This window comes from Anoxybacillus sp. J5B_2022 (genome assembly GCF_026847645.1).
Classification (GTDB): domain Bacteria; phylum Bacillota; class Bacilli; order Bacillales; family Anoxybacillaceae; genus Anoxybacteroides.
Genome location: NZ_JAPSMC010000009.1, coordinates 54,047 through 70,602, shown reverse-complemented (window position 1 = coordinate 70,602; position 16,556 = coordinate 54,047). Strand labels below are relative to the sequence as shown.

Sequence of the window (16,556 nt, the reverse complement as noted above, 5' to 3'; positions counted from 1 at the left end):
GTTTGCCGGTATTGCGCTCATTTTAATCGCGCTCCTTCGTTCGTTTGTTATGCCGCTATATTTAATTTTATCGCTCGTGTTAACGTATTACACATCGATGGCCGTAACGGAGTTGATTTTCGTCCGCATGCTCGGCTATGACGGCATTAACTGGGCAGTTCCGTTTTTCGCGTTTGTTATTTTAATGGCGCTTGGCATTGACTATAGCATTTTCCTCATGGACCGATTTAACGAATATAAAGACCTTTCGGTGCAAGAGGCAATGATTGCGGCGATGAAAAACATGGGGACGGTCATCATTTCTGCGGTAGTAATTTTAGGCGGGACGTTTGCAGCGATGTATCCGTCTGGTGTACTTTCGTTACTACAAATTGCGACGATTATTTTAACGGGGCTTGCGTTATATGCCTTCGTCGTGCTTCCGCTATTCGTTCCAGTTATGGTGAAAACGTTCGGAAAAGCGAACTGGTGGCCGTTTTTGAGATCATAAAGAGGATGTCCCATGATGGGGCATCCTTTCGTATATACGCACAACAAGGAAATATATGCTGTGTTTCGTTTAAGAGTAGGCGGCCTTTTGAGCCAGCCTCTTCTTGTTAACGGTTAGCGATTCGCCGCGCTTTTTCCGTATTGGCAAAGTGGAGCTTAGCGCATGATTTGAGAATCGCTTCGCCATGCGTTTGAATGAGGCGGGCGGCCACTTTGTCCACTTGCTCCCCTGCTCCTTTTGGCAACGTCATGCCGACCTTTTTGCACAACTGATCCATTTCTTGTAAAAAAATATAACGAGCGATGATCGAAGCAGCGGCCACTGCAATATGAACAGATTCTGCTTTCGGAAGGAAATGAACTTGCTCACGAACAACTTCTCTTTCCCCTTGTAAATATCGAAAATATAACTCTCGTTCAATAAATTGATCGATAATAATCGCGTCTGCCTGAATGGGGGCAAGTCGACGAACGAGGGTTCTGATTGCTTTATTATGCAATAGCGCCTTTATTTTCGTTTGCGGCATGCCACTTTGTTGCCAGTTGTTATACATGGGGTTGGCAAGGACAACCGATTCATAATCGAGGTGGTCCATCAATGCTGGCGCAAGCCGGATAATCGTATCATCCGTCAACTGCTTCGAATCTTTCACCCCTATTCGCTTCATTGTCTCGATTCGCTCTTTTGCGACGTAAGCGGCGACAACAACGATCGGACCAAAATAATCGCCTGTTCCGACTTCGTCCGATCCGATAGCCGATACTGTTGCTAAACCCGAGATAGGCGTTTCCTCTTTCGATGTTTGCGGACCGGAACGGCTATCCCACCGCTTCGCCTCTTTTTCTGCGTCTTTTCCTTGAAACAACACTTTTCCTGAACGGTAAGCGGTAATCGTGCATCCCGAAAGTTTGGCAACAAATAAAGCGCCTTGTGGAAGTTGCGGGACGATATTCGAGGCATAATGCTGTTTCATTTGACGAATCATCTGCTCTTTCGCATTGATTACGTAATTAGACAACTCTCTCACCTTCTATCAATGGGTCATATCTTTTCATTATACCAGCGTTCATGGTATGATAAACAATAGGATTTTGCGGAATGGGGAAATCATTTGGGTGAGCAACAAAAAACGCGCATTACCGTCGACATCTACGGACAGCAATACGCGATCGTCGGCACGGAAAGCTCTAGCCATATTCGGTTAGTCGCATCGATTGTCGATGATAAAATGAGAGAAATTAGTAAAAAAAACCCAACATTAGATGTAACGAAACTCGCTGTTTTAACAGCGGTTAACGTCGTTCATGAATATATTAAACTAAAAGAGGAGCACGACCGCCTCCTACAGCAGGTGAAAAAAGAGAAGGACGAGTGATGGAATGATTGACGTAGCATTGCTATTCATTCTTTTAACAGGGTTTATGATCGGTTTAAAGCGGGGCTTCATTTTGCAAGTGATTCATATGACAGGCTTCATCGTCGCTTTTTTTGTCGCTTATATGAATTACGAAAAATTAGCGCCGACGCTAAAATTATGGATCCCATATCCTTCATTTGGCGATCCGGAAACGGTAAAAATGCTGTTTGAAAGCGCCCATTTAGATGAAGCGTATTATCGCGCGATGGCGTTTGCGATTTTGTTTTTCGCGACAAAAATTGTTATGCAAATCATCGGTTCGATGCTTGATTTTGTGGCGCAACTGCCGCTTTTGCGCAGCATGAATCGCTGGGCGGGCGGTGCGCTCGGCTTTGTCGAAGTGTACTTGCTTGTCTTTTTGCTTCTTTATGTTGGGGCGCTCATTCCGATTGAAGCGGTGCAAACGAAATTACAGCACTCTTTGATGGCGAGCGTAATTGTTAAACATACTCCGTTTTTATCCGATATGCTCAAACATTTATGGATCCGTTATATGGCATAGTTGCTTCTCTATGTACGTAGAGAAGTTTTTTTGTACTTTTGCCCAAAAACTTGTATCATTTTTCGTAGTGGATCGTATGTACAACTACTAGTGGCGAAAAAGCTGATTACGGAATTTGTTAACTAAAGAGGTGACATCATTGCATACACGGGTTTTGAACGTATTAGAATTTAGCAAAGTGAAAGCGCAATTAATAGAGCATGCTTCTTCATCGTTAGGAAAAGAAAAAATAGAAAAGCTTGTTCCGTCGAGCGATTTTGCTGACGTAATCAAATGGCTTGAAGAAACCGACGAAGCAGTTACTGCGCTACGGTTGCGCGGTCACGCCCCACTCGGAGGCATTTTTGATATTCGACCAAGCGTCAAGCGAGCGAAAATCGGCAGCGTACTTAGCCCACATGAACTGCTTGATATTGCTAGCACGATTTATGCGAGCCGGCAAATGAAAACGTTTATCGAGTCATTGCAAGAGGAAAAAACCGAGCTTCCGCATTTGTTGCAATACGTCGAGCAAATTGTCACGTTGCCGGAGCTGGAGCAAACGATTAAACAATGCATTGATGATTACGGCGAAGTGCTCGACCATGCGAGCGACAGGCTGCGTTCCATCCGCCAACAATTGCGGAATACGGAAGCGAGAGTGCGCGAAAAGCTAGAACATATCGTTCGTTCTTCTTCGGCACAAAAAATGTTATCGGATGCGATTATTACGATTCGCAACGACCGCTACGTCATTCCGGTCAAACAAGAATATCGCCACGCATACGGCGGCATTGTACACGATCAATCGTCTTCCGGTGCGACATTATTTATCGAGCCGCAAGTCGTCGTCGATTTAAACAACCAACTGCAAGAAGCGCGGGTAAAAGAAAAACAAGAAATCGAGCGCATTTTAACGGAATTGACGAAAAAAGTAGCGGAACATGCTGATGTACTTCTCGTCAACGTCGACGTCTTAGCTGAGTTAGATTTCATTTTTACAAAAGCGAAATATGCGAAAAAACTAAATGCGACGAAGCCGAACATGAACAACGAAGGTTATATTCGTCTCTTGAAAGCACGGCATCCGCTCATTGATCCGAATGTCGTCGTGCCAAACGATATCGAACTTGGAAAAGATTATACAACGATCGTCATTACCGGTCCGAATACAGGCGGGAAGACGGTCACGCTAAAAACAATCGGATTGTTGACGCTGATGGCGCAAGCCGGCCTCTTTATTCCGGCTCTGGACGGTTCTGAGCTCGCAGTATTTCGTTCCGTGTATGCGGATATCGGTGACGAACAATCGATTGAGCAAAGTTTAAGTACGTTTTCATCGCACATGGTGAACATCGTCGAGATTTTGCGCCATGTCGACCATGAAAGTCTCGTTTTGTTCGACGAATTAGGGGCGGGAACTGATCCGCAAGAAGGAGCAGCGCTCGCTATCGCGATTTTAGACGAAGTGCATGAGCGCGGAGCACGGGTTGTAGCGACGACGCACTATCCGGAATTAAAAGCGTACGGATACAACCGCCGCGGTGTCATCAATGCGAGCGTTGAATTCGACGTCGATACGCTAAGCCCGACGTATAAGCTATTGATCGGCGTGCCGGGACGAAGCAATGCGTTTGAAATATCAAAACGGCTCGGCTTAGATGAGCGGATAATCGAAAGAGCGAAATCACAAATTAGCGTCGAAAGCAACAAAGTAGAAAATATGATCGCCTCACTCGAGCAAAGCAAGCGCCAAGCGGAAGAAGAACAGAAAAAAGCGGAAGGAGCGCGCAAAGAAGCGGAACGGCTTCGCCGCGAATGGGAGCAAAAATGGGAAGAATTAAACGAAAAAAAGGACGAACTTCTCGACGAAGCAAAGCGAAAAGCGGCAGAAACGATGAAAGCAGCGCAGCGGGAAGCGGAAGAAGTCATTCGCGAATTGCGCCAGCTGCAAAAAGAAAAGCTTGCTGAAATTAAAGAACATGAATTAATCGCAGCGAAAAAGCGGCTCGAAGATGCGACACCGGTAATGGATAAAAAGGGAAAGCAAACGAAAGCGAGTAAAGCGCATGAATTCCGTCAAGGAGATGAAGTACGCGTCATTCATTTGAACCAAAAAGGGTATTTGTTGGAGAAAGTGTCGGACGATGAATGGCAAGTACAGCTTGGCATTTTAAAAATGAAAATAAACGAACGAGATCTTGAATATATTGGTAGTCCGAAAATAACAGAAACGAAGCCGTTAGCTACTGTAAAAGGAAAAGACTATCACGTTAGTTTAGAACTTGATTTGCGCGGCGAGCGGTACGAAGATGCGATTGCCCGCGTCGAAAAATATATTGATGATGCACTGCTCGCTGGCTATCCGCGCGTATCGATCATCCACGGCAAAGGAACAGGGGCGCTTCGCAAAGGCGTGCAAGAATTTTTGAAAAAACACCGTTCGGTGAAAAACATTCGTTTCGGGGAAGCGACAGAGGGCGGCATCGGTGTCACGATTGTCGAATTGAAATAATAAGGGGCGAAGGCGATGAACTCCTTTTGGGAGAATGAAATAGTGAGAATTGCTGCGAATTTTAGCGTTGCAGTATTATGCATGGTTGTCTTTTTAACAATATTTGAACTCGTCACGAAATATAAAAATTGGGACGAAATTCAAAAAGGCAATGTTGCAGTGGCGATGGCGACGGGCGGAAAAATTTTTGGCATCGCGAACATTTTCCGTTATGCCATCAGCCATCACGAATCGCTTCTTTCGATGATCGGTTGGGGAGTGTACGGATTTGTTTTATTGCTCATTGCCTACTTTATTTACGAATTTCTAACTCCGAAATTTAACATTGATCAAGAAATCGCCAACGATAACCGCGCCGTCGGGCTCATTTCGATGGTCATTTCGATCGGGTTATCCTTTGTGATCGGCGAAAGCATTCGATAGAATGGAGAGTTTAAGATGGAAACGTTAGCGAAAGTATTGTTTGTATTATGCGGAGTGTTTTTAACCATCGGCATCATCTATTGGCTGTTTTTCACTTAAGAGCGTCTTGCAGATTGCAGGCGCTTATTTTTTTTAGTGTAAATTTTCAAAAAATATAATAAAATAAAAAATAAATCGTCAGAATTATCAAAACGGAGGAGATGCTATGGAAAAACGTTGGCTTGTCCATTATCCGCCACAAATCCCGCATCATATTGATTATCCGCCGAAACGATTGCCAGATTATTTGCATGAAACGGCCATGCAGTTCGGTTCAAAAGAGGCAATTGATTTTCTAGGAAAACGTGTAACGTTCCAACAGCTTTACGAGCAGTCGTTGAAACTCGCCAACTATCTCATCGAGCTTGGCTTACAAAAAGGAGACCGCGTTTCGATTATGTTGCCGAATTGCCCGCAAGCGGTGATCAGCTATTATGGGGTGTTAATGGCTGGCGGCATCGTCGTTCAAACGAATCCGCTTTATACGGAGCGGGAACTTGAGCATCAATTGAATGATAGCGGTGCGGTTGTGCTGATTACATTAGATTTGCTTTATCCGAAAATAGCGAAAGTAAAAGCGCGGACATCTCTCAAGCATCTTATCGTGACTAGTATTCAAGATTATTTGCCGTTCGTAAAAAAATTGCTCTACCCATTTGTCCAAAAAAAGCAAAACCAGCCGCTCGTTCACATCGAAGAACGGGATGACCAACATTTGTTCAAACGGATTATGGCCTCAGCAATAGCGAAAGAAATCAACGTGGAGGTCGATCCTGTGGAGGATGTGGCATTGCTGCAATATACAGGCGGAACGACCGGATTTCCGAAGGCGGCGATGTTGACACACCGAAATTTAATCGCGAATACGTTAATGTGCGCTCATTGGATGTACCGTTGCCAAAAAGGGGAAGAAGTCATTTTAGGTGTACTGCCGTTTTTCCACGTGTACGGCATGACAACGATTATGAATTTATCGATTATGCAAGCGTATAAAATGATTTTATTGCCAAAATTTGATGTCGAAACCGTCTTAAAAACGATTGAAAAGAAAAAACCAACGTTATTTCCAGGGGCACCAACGATGTATATTGCGCTTTTAAACCATCCAAACTTAGTAAACTATGATTTATCATCGATTAAAGTATGTATTAGCGGCTCCGCTCCGCTTCCTGTGGAAGTGCAGCAAAAGTTTGAACAAATCACGGGCGGAAAATTGATTGAAGGCTACGGATTAACGGAGGCATCTCCAGTGACCCACTCTAACTTTCTATGGGACGGAGAGCGAGTAAAAGGAAGCATTGGCGTTCCGTGGCCGGATACGGAGGCGAAAATTGTGTCACTCGAAACGGGAGAAGAAGCAAACATTAATGAAATTGGCGAACTAGTTGTCCGCGGTCCGCAAGTCATGAAAGGATATTGGAATCAGCCGTTTGAAACGGAAAGCGTATTGCGCGATGGCTGGTTATATACCGGCGATATGGGATATATGGATGAACGAGGATATTTCTTCATCGTCGATCGGAAAAAAGATATGATTATTGCTAGCGGCTACAACATTTACCCGCGCGAAGTAGAAGAAGTGCTATACGAACATCCGAAAGTGCAAGAAGCCGTTGTGATCGGTGTTCCGGATGAATATCGCGGTGAAACAGTGAAAGCGTTTATCGTGCTAAAAGATGGGGAGCAGTGCGTAGAGGAAGAACTTGACCAATTTATGCGAAGCCGTCTCGCTGCCTATAAAGTGCCACGCATCTATGAATTTCGTAAAGAATTGCCGAAGACGGCCGTCGGAAAAATTTTGCGCCGCGTGCTAGCAGAAGAAGAAAACAAGAAAAAATAAAATCATTTGTCTATCATTCTTTCGCTAAATGGGCGATTTTTTATCTTGACAAACAGAAGGGAGAATTTTTAAAATAAAAATATGAATGATTATTCATTCATATTTGAAAAAGGGGAATGCGTGTTGAAACGGAATAAACCAAAATTTATGCAAATTATCGAAGCAGCAGTAGTCGTGATTGCTGAAAATGGCTATCATCAGGCGCAAGTATCGAAAATTGCGAAACAAGCAGGAGTAGCGGACGGGACGATTTATTTATATTTCAAAAATAAAGAAGATATTCTCGTTTCGCTTTTTCAAGAAAAAATGGGATCGTTTATTGAAAAAATCCAAGAAGAAATAGCAGGAATTTCAAGCGCTTCAGAGAAGTTATACGTATTAGTAAAAAAACATTTTGAACTTTTATCAGCGGACCGCCACTTAGCGATCGTGACCCAGCTTGAACTGCGGCAATCTAATAAAGAACTTCGTTTGCGAATTAATGAAGTGTTGAAAGGATACTTGAAAATAATGGAACAAATTGTGAGAGAAGGGATTGAAGCAGGGGAGTTTCGCCGCGATCTCGATGTTCGTCTTGCAAGGCAAATGATTTTCGGGACGATTGACGAAACGGTGACGACATGGGTCATGAATGACCAGAAATATGACTTAGTCGCTTTGGCGAAGCCGGTGCATGAACTGTTGATAAGAGGCTGTTCAGCCTCTTGATTTTATAAAGGGGAGAGGAAAAAATGGAATTTTTCAAGGTGCATACGGAGGGGGTTGTGGCGACAGTCGCCTTTTCGCGGCCTCCGGCTAATGCTTTATCTTCCGCTGTTTTGAAAGAGCTTTCATCGTTGCTCGATGAACTAAAAGACGATGAACAAGTTCGCACTATCCTCCTTCATGGCGAAGGAAGATTTTTCTCAGCGGGAGCAGACATTAAAGAATTTACGTCTGTTTCTTCCAGCGACGAAGCTGCCGCGTTGGCACGTGCTGGTCAGCAAGTGATGGAGAAGCTCGAACAATTTCCGAAGCCGGTCATTGCAGCAATTCACGGTGCTGCTTTAGGTGGAGGATTGGAGTTGGCGATGGGATGCCATATTCGCATTGTCGCTGAAAATGCGAAGTTAGGATTGCCGGAGCTGCAGCTTGGTATCATCCCAGGATTCGCAGGGACTCAGCGTTTAATGCGCTATGTTGGCTTTGGTAAAGCATTAGAGATGATGTGGACGAGCGAGCCAATTACTGGAACAGAAGCGGTTCAGTGGGGGCTTGCGAACAAAGCTGTACCAGAAGAGAAGCTGTTAGAAGAAGCGAAAGCGTTAGCAAATAAAATCGCACAAAAAAGCCCTGTTTCCGTGCAGGCGACGATTGAGTTGCTTCATGCGGCGAAAACACGATCATTCCATGAAGCGGTGGAGCAGGAAGCGACCTTGTTTGGCAAAGTGTTTATGTCAGAAGATGCGAAAGAAGGCGTGCAAGCGTTTATCGAAAAACGGCCGGCGCAATTTCGTGGAAAATAAAGCGGTTATTTTTGTCTGTAATTAACAGAATGTTTTAAACTAAACAAATGTTTGATAAACATAAGGAGGGGTTCCGATGAACATTTTCGTTTTAATGAAGCGCACGTTTGATACAGAAGAAAAAATTATCATCAACAACGGCAAAGTGAATGAAGAGGGCGCTGAATTTATTATTAACCCGTACGATGAATACGCCATTGAAGAAGCGATTCAAGTGCGTGACAAACTAGGTGGCGAAGTAACGGTCGTTACAGTCGGCAACGAAGATGCGGAGAAAGAATTGCGCACCGCGCTGGCGATGGGGTGCGATAAAGCAGTACTCATCAATATTGAAGACGATGTCGAAGAAAGCGATCAATATACAACGGCGAAAGTATTAGCGGAATATTTAAAAGATAAAGAACCGCATTTAATTTTAGCAGGAAACGTCGCGATTGATGGCGGCTCTGGCCAAGTTGGTCCGCGCGTAGCAGAAATGCTTGGTATCCCGTATGTCACGACGATTACGAAGCTCGACATTGACGGCGACAAAGTAACGGTTGTTCGCGATGTCGAAGGGGACGAAGAAGTCATTGAAGCGTCGCTACCACTATTAGTCACAGCGCAACAAGGATTAAACGAGCCGCGTTATCCTTCGCTTCCAGGCATTATGAAAGCGAAAAAGAAACCGCTCGATGAAGTAGAATTGGATGATTTAGATTTAGACGAGGACGATGTCGAAGCAAAAACGAAAACAGTAGAAATTTTCTTGCCACCGAAAAAAGAAGCAGGGAAAATTTTACAAGGTGAACTCACAGACCAAGTAAAAGAGCTTGTCACGCTGTTGCGTACGGAAGCGAAAGTCATTTAACGAAGAGAAAAACGATTATTTATCGGGGGGACGGAACATGACACGAAAAGTGATCTCATTAGCGGAAATCCGTGACGGATCGTTAAGAAACGTATCATTTGAAGCAATTGCGGCAGCGAAAACGATCGCTCAAGGCGGAGAAGTAGTAGCGGTATTAGTAGGAGAAAGCGTGCAGTCGTATGCGAACGAATTAATTGCGTACGGGGCAGACCGTGTAGTCGTTGTTGAACACGCACAACTGAAAACGTATACACCAGACGGATACGGCCAAGCGTTAATGGCGGTAGTCGAAGCAGAAAAACCAGAAGGCATCGTATTTGGCCATACCGCATTAGGAAAAGATTTATCGCCAAAATTAGCGACGAAATTAAACGCTGGCCTTGTTTCTGACGTCGTCGCCATTGAAGAAAAAGACGGTGAGTTATTATTTACTCGTCCAATTTATTCTGGAAAAGCGTTTGAGAAAAAAATCGTGAACGACGGTCTTGTTTTTGTAACGGTTCGTCCAAACAATATTCCAGCGCTTTCTCGCGACGATGCTCGGTCTGGCGATGTAACAAGCCTTTCAGTCGATATTAAAGATTTGCGCACAATCGTCAAAGAAATTGTCCGCAAAACAGCGGAAGGCGTGGACTTATCCGAAGCAAAAGTCATTGTTGCTGGTGGGCGTGGGGTGAAAAGCGCAGAAGGATTCAAACCGCTACAAGAATTGGCGGACGTGTTAGGCGGTGCGGTCGGAGCTTCGCGCGGCGCGTGCGATGCTGGATATTGCGACTATTCGTTGCAAATCGGGCAAACAGGAAAAGTCGTCACACCAGATTTATATATCGCGTGCGGCATTTCTGGTGCGATCCAACATTTAGCCGGCATGTCAAACTCGAAAGTAATTGTCGCGATTAACAAAGATCCAGAAGCGAATATTTTCAAAGTCGCAGATTACGGCATTGTTGGCGATTTATTTGAAGTCGTACCGCTATTAACTGAGGAATTTAAAAAGCTTAAAGTGCATTCATAAATATAGGCAAAAACGGGCAAAGCGAGTGCGTCTTTGCTCGTTTTCTTGTTATAATTATTGGATAAAAGTAAATATTAGAACTGAGGCAAAAAGTTAGCACCTTTCGCGATAAAGTGATATACTTTGCTTACATGAGTAATTGATAGGAGGAATGGAAAATGGCAATTGTCAATGCGACTGACCAAACATTCGCAGCAGAAACGAGCACAGGAGTCACGTTAGTGGATTTCTGGGCACCTTGGTGCGGACCTTGCCGCATGATTGCGCCTGTGTTAGAAGAAATCGACCAAGAAATGGGCGACAAAGTAAAAATTGTGAAAGTCAATGTCGACGAAAACCAAGAAACAGCAGGGAAGTTTGGCGTGATGAGCATCCCGACGCTTCTCGTCTTTAAAAACGGCGAAGCAGTCGACAAGACGATCGGGTATCAACCGAAAGAAGCGCTTGTCAGCTTGTTAAACAAACATTTATAATGAATCCGAAACAGTCCAGAATTTTCTGGGCTGTTTTTTGTCGTTTTCTATTGACAGTGAGAATCGTTCTCTATATAATCATGATCGTGAATGAAAATCGTTATCACATATTGGGTTAAGGGGGATACATAATGAAAAAGCGGCATTTAAAAGCAGTATTTGCGATGTTTTTACTAGCGGGGGGCGTATTGGCAGGCTGCAGTAATACAGAAAAAACAGCAACAACCGAGAAAAAGGAAGAAACGAAGACAGAAAAAACAAAACAAGTAGAAGAAGAAAAACAAGAAATCAACTACGGTGAAGCGTTTAAAGAAGCGGTAACAGAACTTGCGAAAGCAAAAGAAGGACAAAATGTTGATTTTGATAAAGTCATGACCATTTATACGACAAAATTGCAGCCACTTGTGCAAAAACGCGATGCAGAATTGCAAGAAACGATCGATCAGCATATTACAACAGTGTTGAATGCAGGAAAAGACGGATCGATGGATAAAGTAGTTGTAGAGCAAATTTTCGACAAGTTAATGCAAAAAGTGTTTTATACAACGATTAAACAAGAATTTGCTGAGATTGAAGAAAATTGGGACAATAAAGACGCTGTCAAAGAAGAGGTAGAAGAGGCAAAAGAATTTTATAAAATTTTGCAGTCAACGGTGGAAAAGCGGGATGCAGCCTACGGAACAACGTTAGTAGATACCATTAACGGTGGATTTTCAGAAATTGAAAGCGCAGTGGAAAAAGGAGACACTTTAGCCTTTGCATTTGGTAAACAAGTCATCGATAAAACGCTTATGAAAACTTTTTATTTAGCAACAGGCGCTCTTCCTTACGGTTACGCAACAAAAGCGGCGGCGGAAGCGAAAAAAAATGCAGAAGAAGCAAAAGTAGAGCAGGCGGAAGGCTGGGCATTTTATCAATCAATTTATCCATACATGAAAAAATATGCGGCGGCAGAAGCGGATTACATCCTCAAACAATTTGATTTACAAACAGACGTCAAAACGTTAGATCCAGAGGCTATCAATAAAGCGTTTGTTCGCGGTTTGACAAAAGTGGCGCTCAATGAATATGAAGAAAGCGAAGAAAATTTGGGTCAAGATAAATCAGCAGTGACAGCGCTTGAAGGAGCTTTATTTATTGACATGATCGGAAGCGACATCAAAACATTATTAGGCGATCAAGCGTTTACCACATTAAACGATCAAGCGCAAAAATATTTAGAAGCAGCAAAAGCGAAAAACAAAGAAGAAGGCGAGAAGCTTCTTTCACAAATTAGAGCTACACTACAAACGGTGATTGAAAAAGCGAAATAATCTAATCGAAGCGAAAAACCTTGTTACGCCACAAGGTTTTTCGCTTTTCAAAATGTCGTGTTTTTGTCATTGTCATTATGGTACGATTAGTGAGGAATAAATTGCAACGAGGTGGAGTCATTGAAAATTTTAGTGACAGGCGGTGCCGGATTTATCGGTAGCCATCTTGTGTCGAGCCTTCTTGCGCGTGGATATGATGTGGCGGTTATCGACTGTTTTCACCCTTATTATTCAGTGGAGCGGAAACGAAAACAATTCCATGCGCTGATCGGTGGACATGACGTATGCGTTTATGAAACGAATTTATTGGAAGCGGAAAAAGTAGAACAGATTTTTCAGCAATATCAACCGGACGTTGTCTATCATTTAGCGGCGTTGCCTGGCGTTCCGAATTCGTTAATGCAGCCGCTTGAGTATGTCGATTACGACATTAAAGCGACAATCAACGTGCTAAAGGCAACAGGGAAAGCAGGCGTAAAACACGTGTTGTTTGCGTCTTCCTCTTCTGTCTACGGAGATGTAGGAGAGATGCCGTTGAAAGAAGAAATGGCCATCGGAAGAGTCGTTTCTCCGTATGCAGCCGCGAAATACGGTGCGGAGTCGTTTTGCTATGCGTATGCCCATTTGTTTGGCTATCAATTAACGATTTTCCGCTATTTTACCGTTTATGGTCCGTGGGGGCGCCCGGATATGGCGATCAGCCAATTTATTCGTCGATTGTTGCGTAAAGAAGCAATTACGGTATACGGAACAAACACCGCACGTGATTATACGTATGTAGACGATATTGTCAATGGAATGATTTCTGCATTACAGCGAAACGGAAGCAATGATGTCTTTAATTTAGGGGCGGGTCGCCCGATTACGATGGAAAAGCTATTAGAGCGGTTGCAAATACATTTTCCAGGAATGAAAGTACATTACGCCTCCGAACGGGCTGGAGATGTGCAGGCGACGTGGGCGGACATTACAAAGGCGCAACAAGCATTTGGATACAAACCAACAGTAACGTTTGAAGAAGGACTAGAGAGAACGATCGAGTGGGCAAAAAGGCACGAAAAATGATGATGGATCTGGCGAAAATGGAAAGGAGTGAGAAACGATGAAAAAAGCATCAACGTTTGAAAAAGTGGCCGCTCGCTGCTGGAATTTGCTCAATGAAGGGAAGCCGTTTACGCCAATTTTTGTCGTGGGGACGATGCTATTGTATCATTTGCCTGACTTGGGGCAGCCAGATCATGTGAAATCGATTGTTTTTAGTTTTTTATTCGTTTTGCCGCTTTTTATGATCTATTATATATATGATTATCCACTATTTTTACGAAATTATTTATGGATCCCGTACATTGCCTTTTTAATCATTTGGTCATTTGTTGATATGAAGTTGTTTTTATTAGCGGTAGGGTTGTATTTTTTCTTCACCGTCTTTTTTTGGGGGACGCTTTATTATCATTTACGTATTGGCACGACGTGGTGGAATTTTACCCGCTTTTGGAAGCTGGTGTTAAAAAATAGCGATTCGACAAGCGGAAATGCGCAGGAGCAGGTGCCTAAATTTTTGCTTTTATTGTCGTTATGGCAATATAACTATGGGCAGATAGAACATGGGCGACAGTCAATCCCGATTGATCAGCTAGTGATCTACTATGCGTCTGTTTTTTTATTCTCATGGATTCTCCACAAACATTTATTTGATTGGAAGCCGAAAGTGATTTCAACTTATACGAATAATGTTGCTGTCCCAAAAAAGGCGATCAACGAAAAAGTCATTGTGATCGTCATTGACGGAATGCGCAAAGATCGCTTTGAACAAGCGAAGGCGCCGTTTTTAAAATCGTTGCGGCAAAACGGAACGGAATTTACACAAATGGAAACGGTGTATCCAGCCCGTACCGTCGTTTGCTTTACGTCGATGTTCACCGGCACGTATCCATTTGAACACGGCATTCGCTCCAATATGGTGTGGAAGCTTGGAATTAAAGTAGAAAGCATTTTTGACTCGTTACGGAAAGTGGGGAAAACCGGGCGATTACTTGGTATCGCCCATCTTGTCGATTCGTTCGGCGAGGACGTCGAAACGGTAACGGCTGTTATGCATAACGATGTCGCCGATCGAAATATTATCGAACGAGCAAAGCTCATCATGAAGGAACAAGATCCCGATTTATTGATCGTTCAGTTGATTGCGACCGATCAAACCGGTCATAGCCGCGGCGTATTATACGACGAATATGTGCAAAAAATTGAAGAGGCAGACGCCTTAATTAAAGAATACGTCGAATGGCTTGAAGCACAAGGGAAATTGCACCATGCGACGCTAATCGTCTGCGCGGATCACGGCCAGTCAGACGGAATTGGCGGGCATGGCCATTTAGATGAAGGTGAGCGCTATGTGCCATTTTTTATGTACGGTCCTGCCATAGAACGCGGAAAGCGGGTTGACGAGAAAAAAAGTCTTGTGTCGCTCGCCCCGACGATTGCCTATTTATTAGGGGCGCCGTATCCGAGCCATAGCCGCGGCCCTGTATTAACGGAAGCGATACGAAAGAAGGGAAACGATGAAGAAGCAGAAAGTGATCGTCTTTTTACCAGCGTATAACGAAGAACAATCCATCGGAGAGGTCATTCGAAACATTCCGCGCCATTTCCATCCATACGTAGAAGTAAAGGTGTTAGTGATTGATGATGGTTCTACCGATCGGACGGTGGAAGTAGCGCGAAACGCAGGGGCGGATTATGTGTATCGAATGGAGAAAAACAGCGGGCTTGGTGCTGCCGTAAGACAAGGGTTGAGGGAATGCCTTCGCCTTGGCGCCGACATCGGCGTAATGATCGATGCGGATAACGAATATCCCGCGGAGCAAATTCCGGATTTGCTTGTGCCCATTTTCAAAGGAGAAGCGGACTATACGATGGGATCGCGGTTTCTTGGAGAAATTCGCGGCATGAAATGGCATCGTCGTCTCGGCAATTATTGTTTTACGTTGTTGCAATCGCTTTTATTGCGGATGTGGATTTACGACGGCCAGTCGGGAATGCGTGCGTTTTCTCGCCAGGCGATGGAACATGCAGACATTATTCATGACTACAATTATGCGCAAGTGTTGACGTTAAATTTAGTGCGAAAAGGGTTTCGGATGAAGGAAGTGCCGATTCGTTACAAAGTGCGGACAACGGGTCAATCGTTTATTAAGTTTGGGGCGTATATGACCGCGGTGCTCCCAGCCATTTGGCAAGAAATGAAACGGCCGATTCAAAGGGTAGAAGTTGACCGCCATGCCCATGTGCTGCCTAATGTGGACGAAAAAGAAACGTTTTTAAGAGCAACTTAAGGATAGAGAGAACTTCTATCCTTATTGTTTCTCTATTGACAAAAAAGATGATAATCATTATCATTGAATATGTAGGAGGGGACGTTACTATGAAACGATTACGTTTATTTTTTTCTTTATCATTGATACTCATTATCACTTATATACCAATGACCGCTTTTGCTTATTCGTACGGTGATCCGAATGAAGAAAAAGTGGCAGAAGTATATAAACAAATGGTCGAAAAGCTGAATCAAAATCCGCCAAACTTTGCCGAGGCGAAAACCATTTTTGAAACGGTGAAAGAAGAACTTGATATGCATATGGGAAAAGAGCCGGCTGAAGCTGTGTTGAAGGCCATTGACGCAAAAGATAAAAAGGCCGTATTGGAAGATATGAAAAAAATTTTAGTGTTAAATATTTCCCGGCGGCTTGAAAACATTGAGAATAATTTTGATCAATACGACACGAGCAAACGTTTATTAGCGAAAGCTTTTGCTACATACGAAGCTCTCTCCCCTTCTGTTCAGGCGAAAGATGCCGAACTTGACAAACAGATGAAAAACGAATTTGACAACGCGTTGCAGTCGTTAGGAAATCCGGGGTTGTTTGGCGTCGGTAAAAAACAATCTAACATCGAACAATTTAAGAAAAGTAAAGAGGCAATTTTAACATCGCTACAAAAACAGTTTGGCTTAAAAAGCTTGAAGGTCGGACATTTTTCCGAAAGTGTAACCGAAAAACCGGAAGCCGTGCAGAAAAAAGAATGGACCGATTTGTCAAAATGGAAAAACTGGATTCCGATTGCGGTTTTAGTCGTAGCAATTGCGGGGGTTGCTGTCTATTCGTTGCGAAGAAAACGCCATTAACCGTTTAGAAAGGGG

17 protein-coding genes are annotated in these 16,556 nt (G+C 43.7%); 16 read left to right on the top strand and 1 reads right to left on the bottom strand.

Translation table 11 applies throughout. The features are described 5' to 3' along the window. On the top strand, positions 1-490 hold a 490-nt coding region (locus M4I42_RS04470; protein ID WP_268851045.1), incomplete at its 5' end, for an MMPL family transporter. A gap of 106 nt (positions 491-596) precedes the next feature. On the opposite strand, the gene rnhC is transcribed toward M4I42_RS04470, so the two are convergent. Next, positions 597-1,508: a ribonuclease HIII gene (rnhC, locus tag M4I42_RS04465; RefSeq protein ID WP_268851044.1), complete on the bottom strand. Its 912-nt coding sequence runs from the start codon at positions 1,506-1,508 to the stop codon at positions 597-599. Between the two features lie 93 nt (positions 1,509-1,601). On the opposite strand from rnhC, the gene zapA reads away from it, so the two are divergent. The 15 genes from zapA (at position 1,602) to M4I42_RS04390 (ending at position 16,541) form a co-directional block, all read left to right on the top strand. After that, positions 1,602-1,865 carry a cell division protein ZapA gene (gene zapA, locus M4I42_RS04460; protein ID WP_268851043.1) on the top strand — a complete coding sequence of 88 codons (264 nt, stop codon included), beginning with the start codon at positions 1,602-1,604 and terminating at the stop codon, positions 1,863-1,865. Between the two features lie 4 nt (positions 1,866-1,869). Further along, positions 1,870-2,409, top strand: coding sequence for a CvpA family protein (locus M4I42_RS04455; protein WP_268851042.1), 540 nt, complete (start codon positions 1,870-1,872; stop codon positions 2,407-2,409). A 139-nt stretch (positions 2,410-2,548) separates the two neighbouring features. Next, positions 2,549-4,903 (top strand): endonuclease MutS2, encoded by a 2,355-nt coding sequence (locus M4I42_RS04450; RefSeq protein WP_268851041.1) that lies wholly within the window; start codon positions 2,549-2,551, stop codon positions 4,901-4,903. Between the two features lie 15 nt (positions 4,904-4,918). Beyond that, positions 4,919-5,326 carry a DUF350 domain-containing protein gene (locus M4I42_RS04445; protein ID WP_268851040.1) on the top strand — a complete coding sequence of 136 codons (408 nt, stop codon included), beginning with the start codon at positions 4,919-4,921 and terminating at the stop codon, positions 5,324-5,326. A 205-nt stretch (positions 5,327-5,531) separates the two neighbouring features. Beyond that, positions 5,532-7,205 (top strand): long-chain-fatty-acid--CoA ligase, encoded by a 1,674-nt coding sequence (locus tag M4I42_RS04440; protein WP_268851039.1) that lies wholly within the window; start codon positions 5,532-5,534, stop codon positions 7,203-7,205. Positions 7,206-7,328: 123 nt separating this feature from the next. Further along, positions 7,329-7,913, top strand: a complete 585-nt coding sequence (locus M4I42_RS04435; RefSeq protein ID WP_268851038.1) for a TetR/AcrR family transcriptional regulator — start codon at positions 7,329-7,331, stop codon at positions 7,911-7,913. A 23-nt stretch (positions 7,914-7,936) separates the two neighbouring features. Beyond that, positions 7,937-8,710 carry an enoyl-CoA hydratase gene (locus M4I42_RS04430; protein ID WP_268851037.1) on the top strand — a complete coding sequence of 258 codons (774 nt, stop codon included), beginning with the start codon at positions 7,937-7,939 and terminating at the stop codon, positions 8,708-8,710. A 76-nt stretch (positions 8,711-8,786) separates the two neighbouring features. Further along, positions 8,787-9,560, top strand: a complete 774-nt coding sequence (locus M4I42_RS04425) for an electron transfer flavoprotein subunit beta/FixA family protein (RefSeq protein ID WP_268851036.1) — start codon at positions 8,787-8,789, stop codon at positions 9,558-9,560. A gap of 37 nt (positions 9,561-9,597) precedes the next feature. After that, entirely contained in the window at positions 9,598-10,575 is a 978-nt protein-coding gene (locus M4I42_RS04420; RefSeq protein ID WP_268851035.1) for an electron transfer flavoprotein subunit alpha/FixB family protein, read from the top strand. Positions 10,576-10,733: 158 nt separating this feature from the next. Continuing rightward, positions 10,734-11,048 (top strand): thioredoxin, encoded by a 315-nt coding sequence (gene trxA, locus M4I42_RS04415; protein ID WP_268851034.1) that lies wholly within the window; start codon positions 10,734-10,736, stop codon positions 11,046-11,048. Between the two features lie 131 nt (positions 11,049-11,179). Next, on the top strand, positions 11,180-12,361 hold the full coding sequence (locus M4I42_RS04410; RefSeq protein ID WP_268851033.1) for a hypothetical protein: 1,182 nt from the start codon (positions 11,180-11,182) through the stop codon (positions 12,359-12,361). Between the two features lie 120 nt (positions 12,362-12,481). Then, on the top strand, positions 12,482-13,426 hold the full coding sequence (locus tag M4I42_RS04405; protein WP_268851032.1) for an NAD-dependent epimerase/dehydratase family protein: 945 nt from the start codon (positions 12,482-12,484) through the stop codon (positions 13,424-13,426). Between the two features lie 37 nt (positions 13,427-13,463). Then, positions 13,464-14,960, top strand: a complete 1,497-nt coding sequence (locus M4I42_RS04400; RefSeq protein ID WP_268851031.1) for an alkaline phosphatase family protein — start codon at positions 13,464-13,466, stop codon at positions 14,958-14,960. Beyond that, on the top strand, positions 14,920-15,693 hold the full coding sequence (locus M4I42_RS04395; protein ID WP_268851030.1) for a glycosyltransferase family 2 protein: 774 nt from the start codon (positions 14,920-14,922) through the stop codon (positions 15,691-15,693). The genes M4I42_RS04400 and M4I42_RS04395 overlap by 41 nt, the downstream gene beginning before the upstream one ends. 89 nt (positions 15,694-15,782) lie before the next feature. After that, positions 15,783-16,541, top strand: coding sequence for a hypothetical protein (locus tag M4I42_RS04390; RefSeq protein WP_268851029.1), 759 nt, complete (start codon positions 15,783-15,785; stop codon positions 16,539-16,541). Positions 16,542-16,556: the final 15 nt, after the last annotated feature.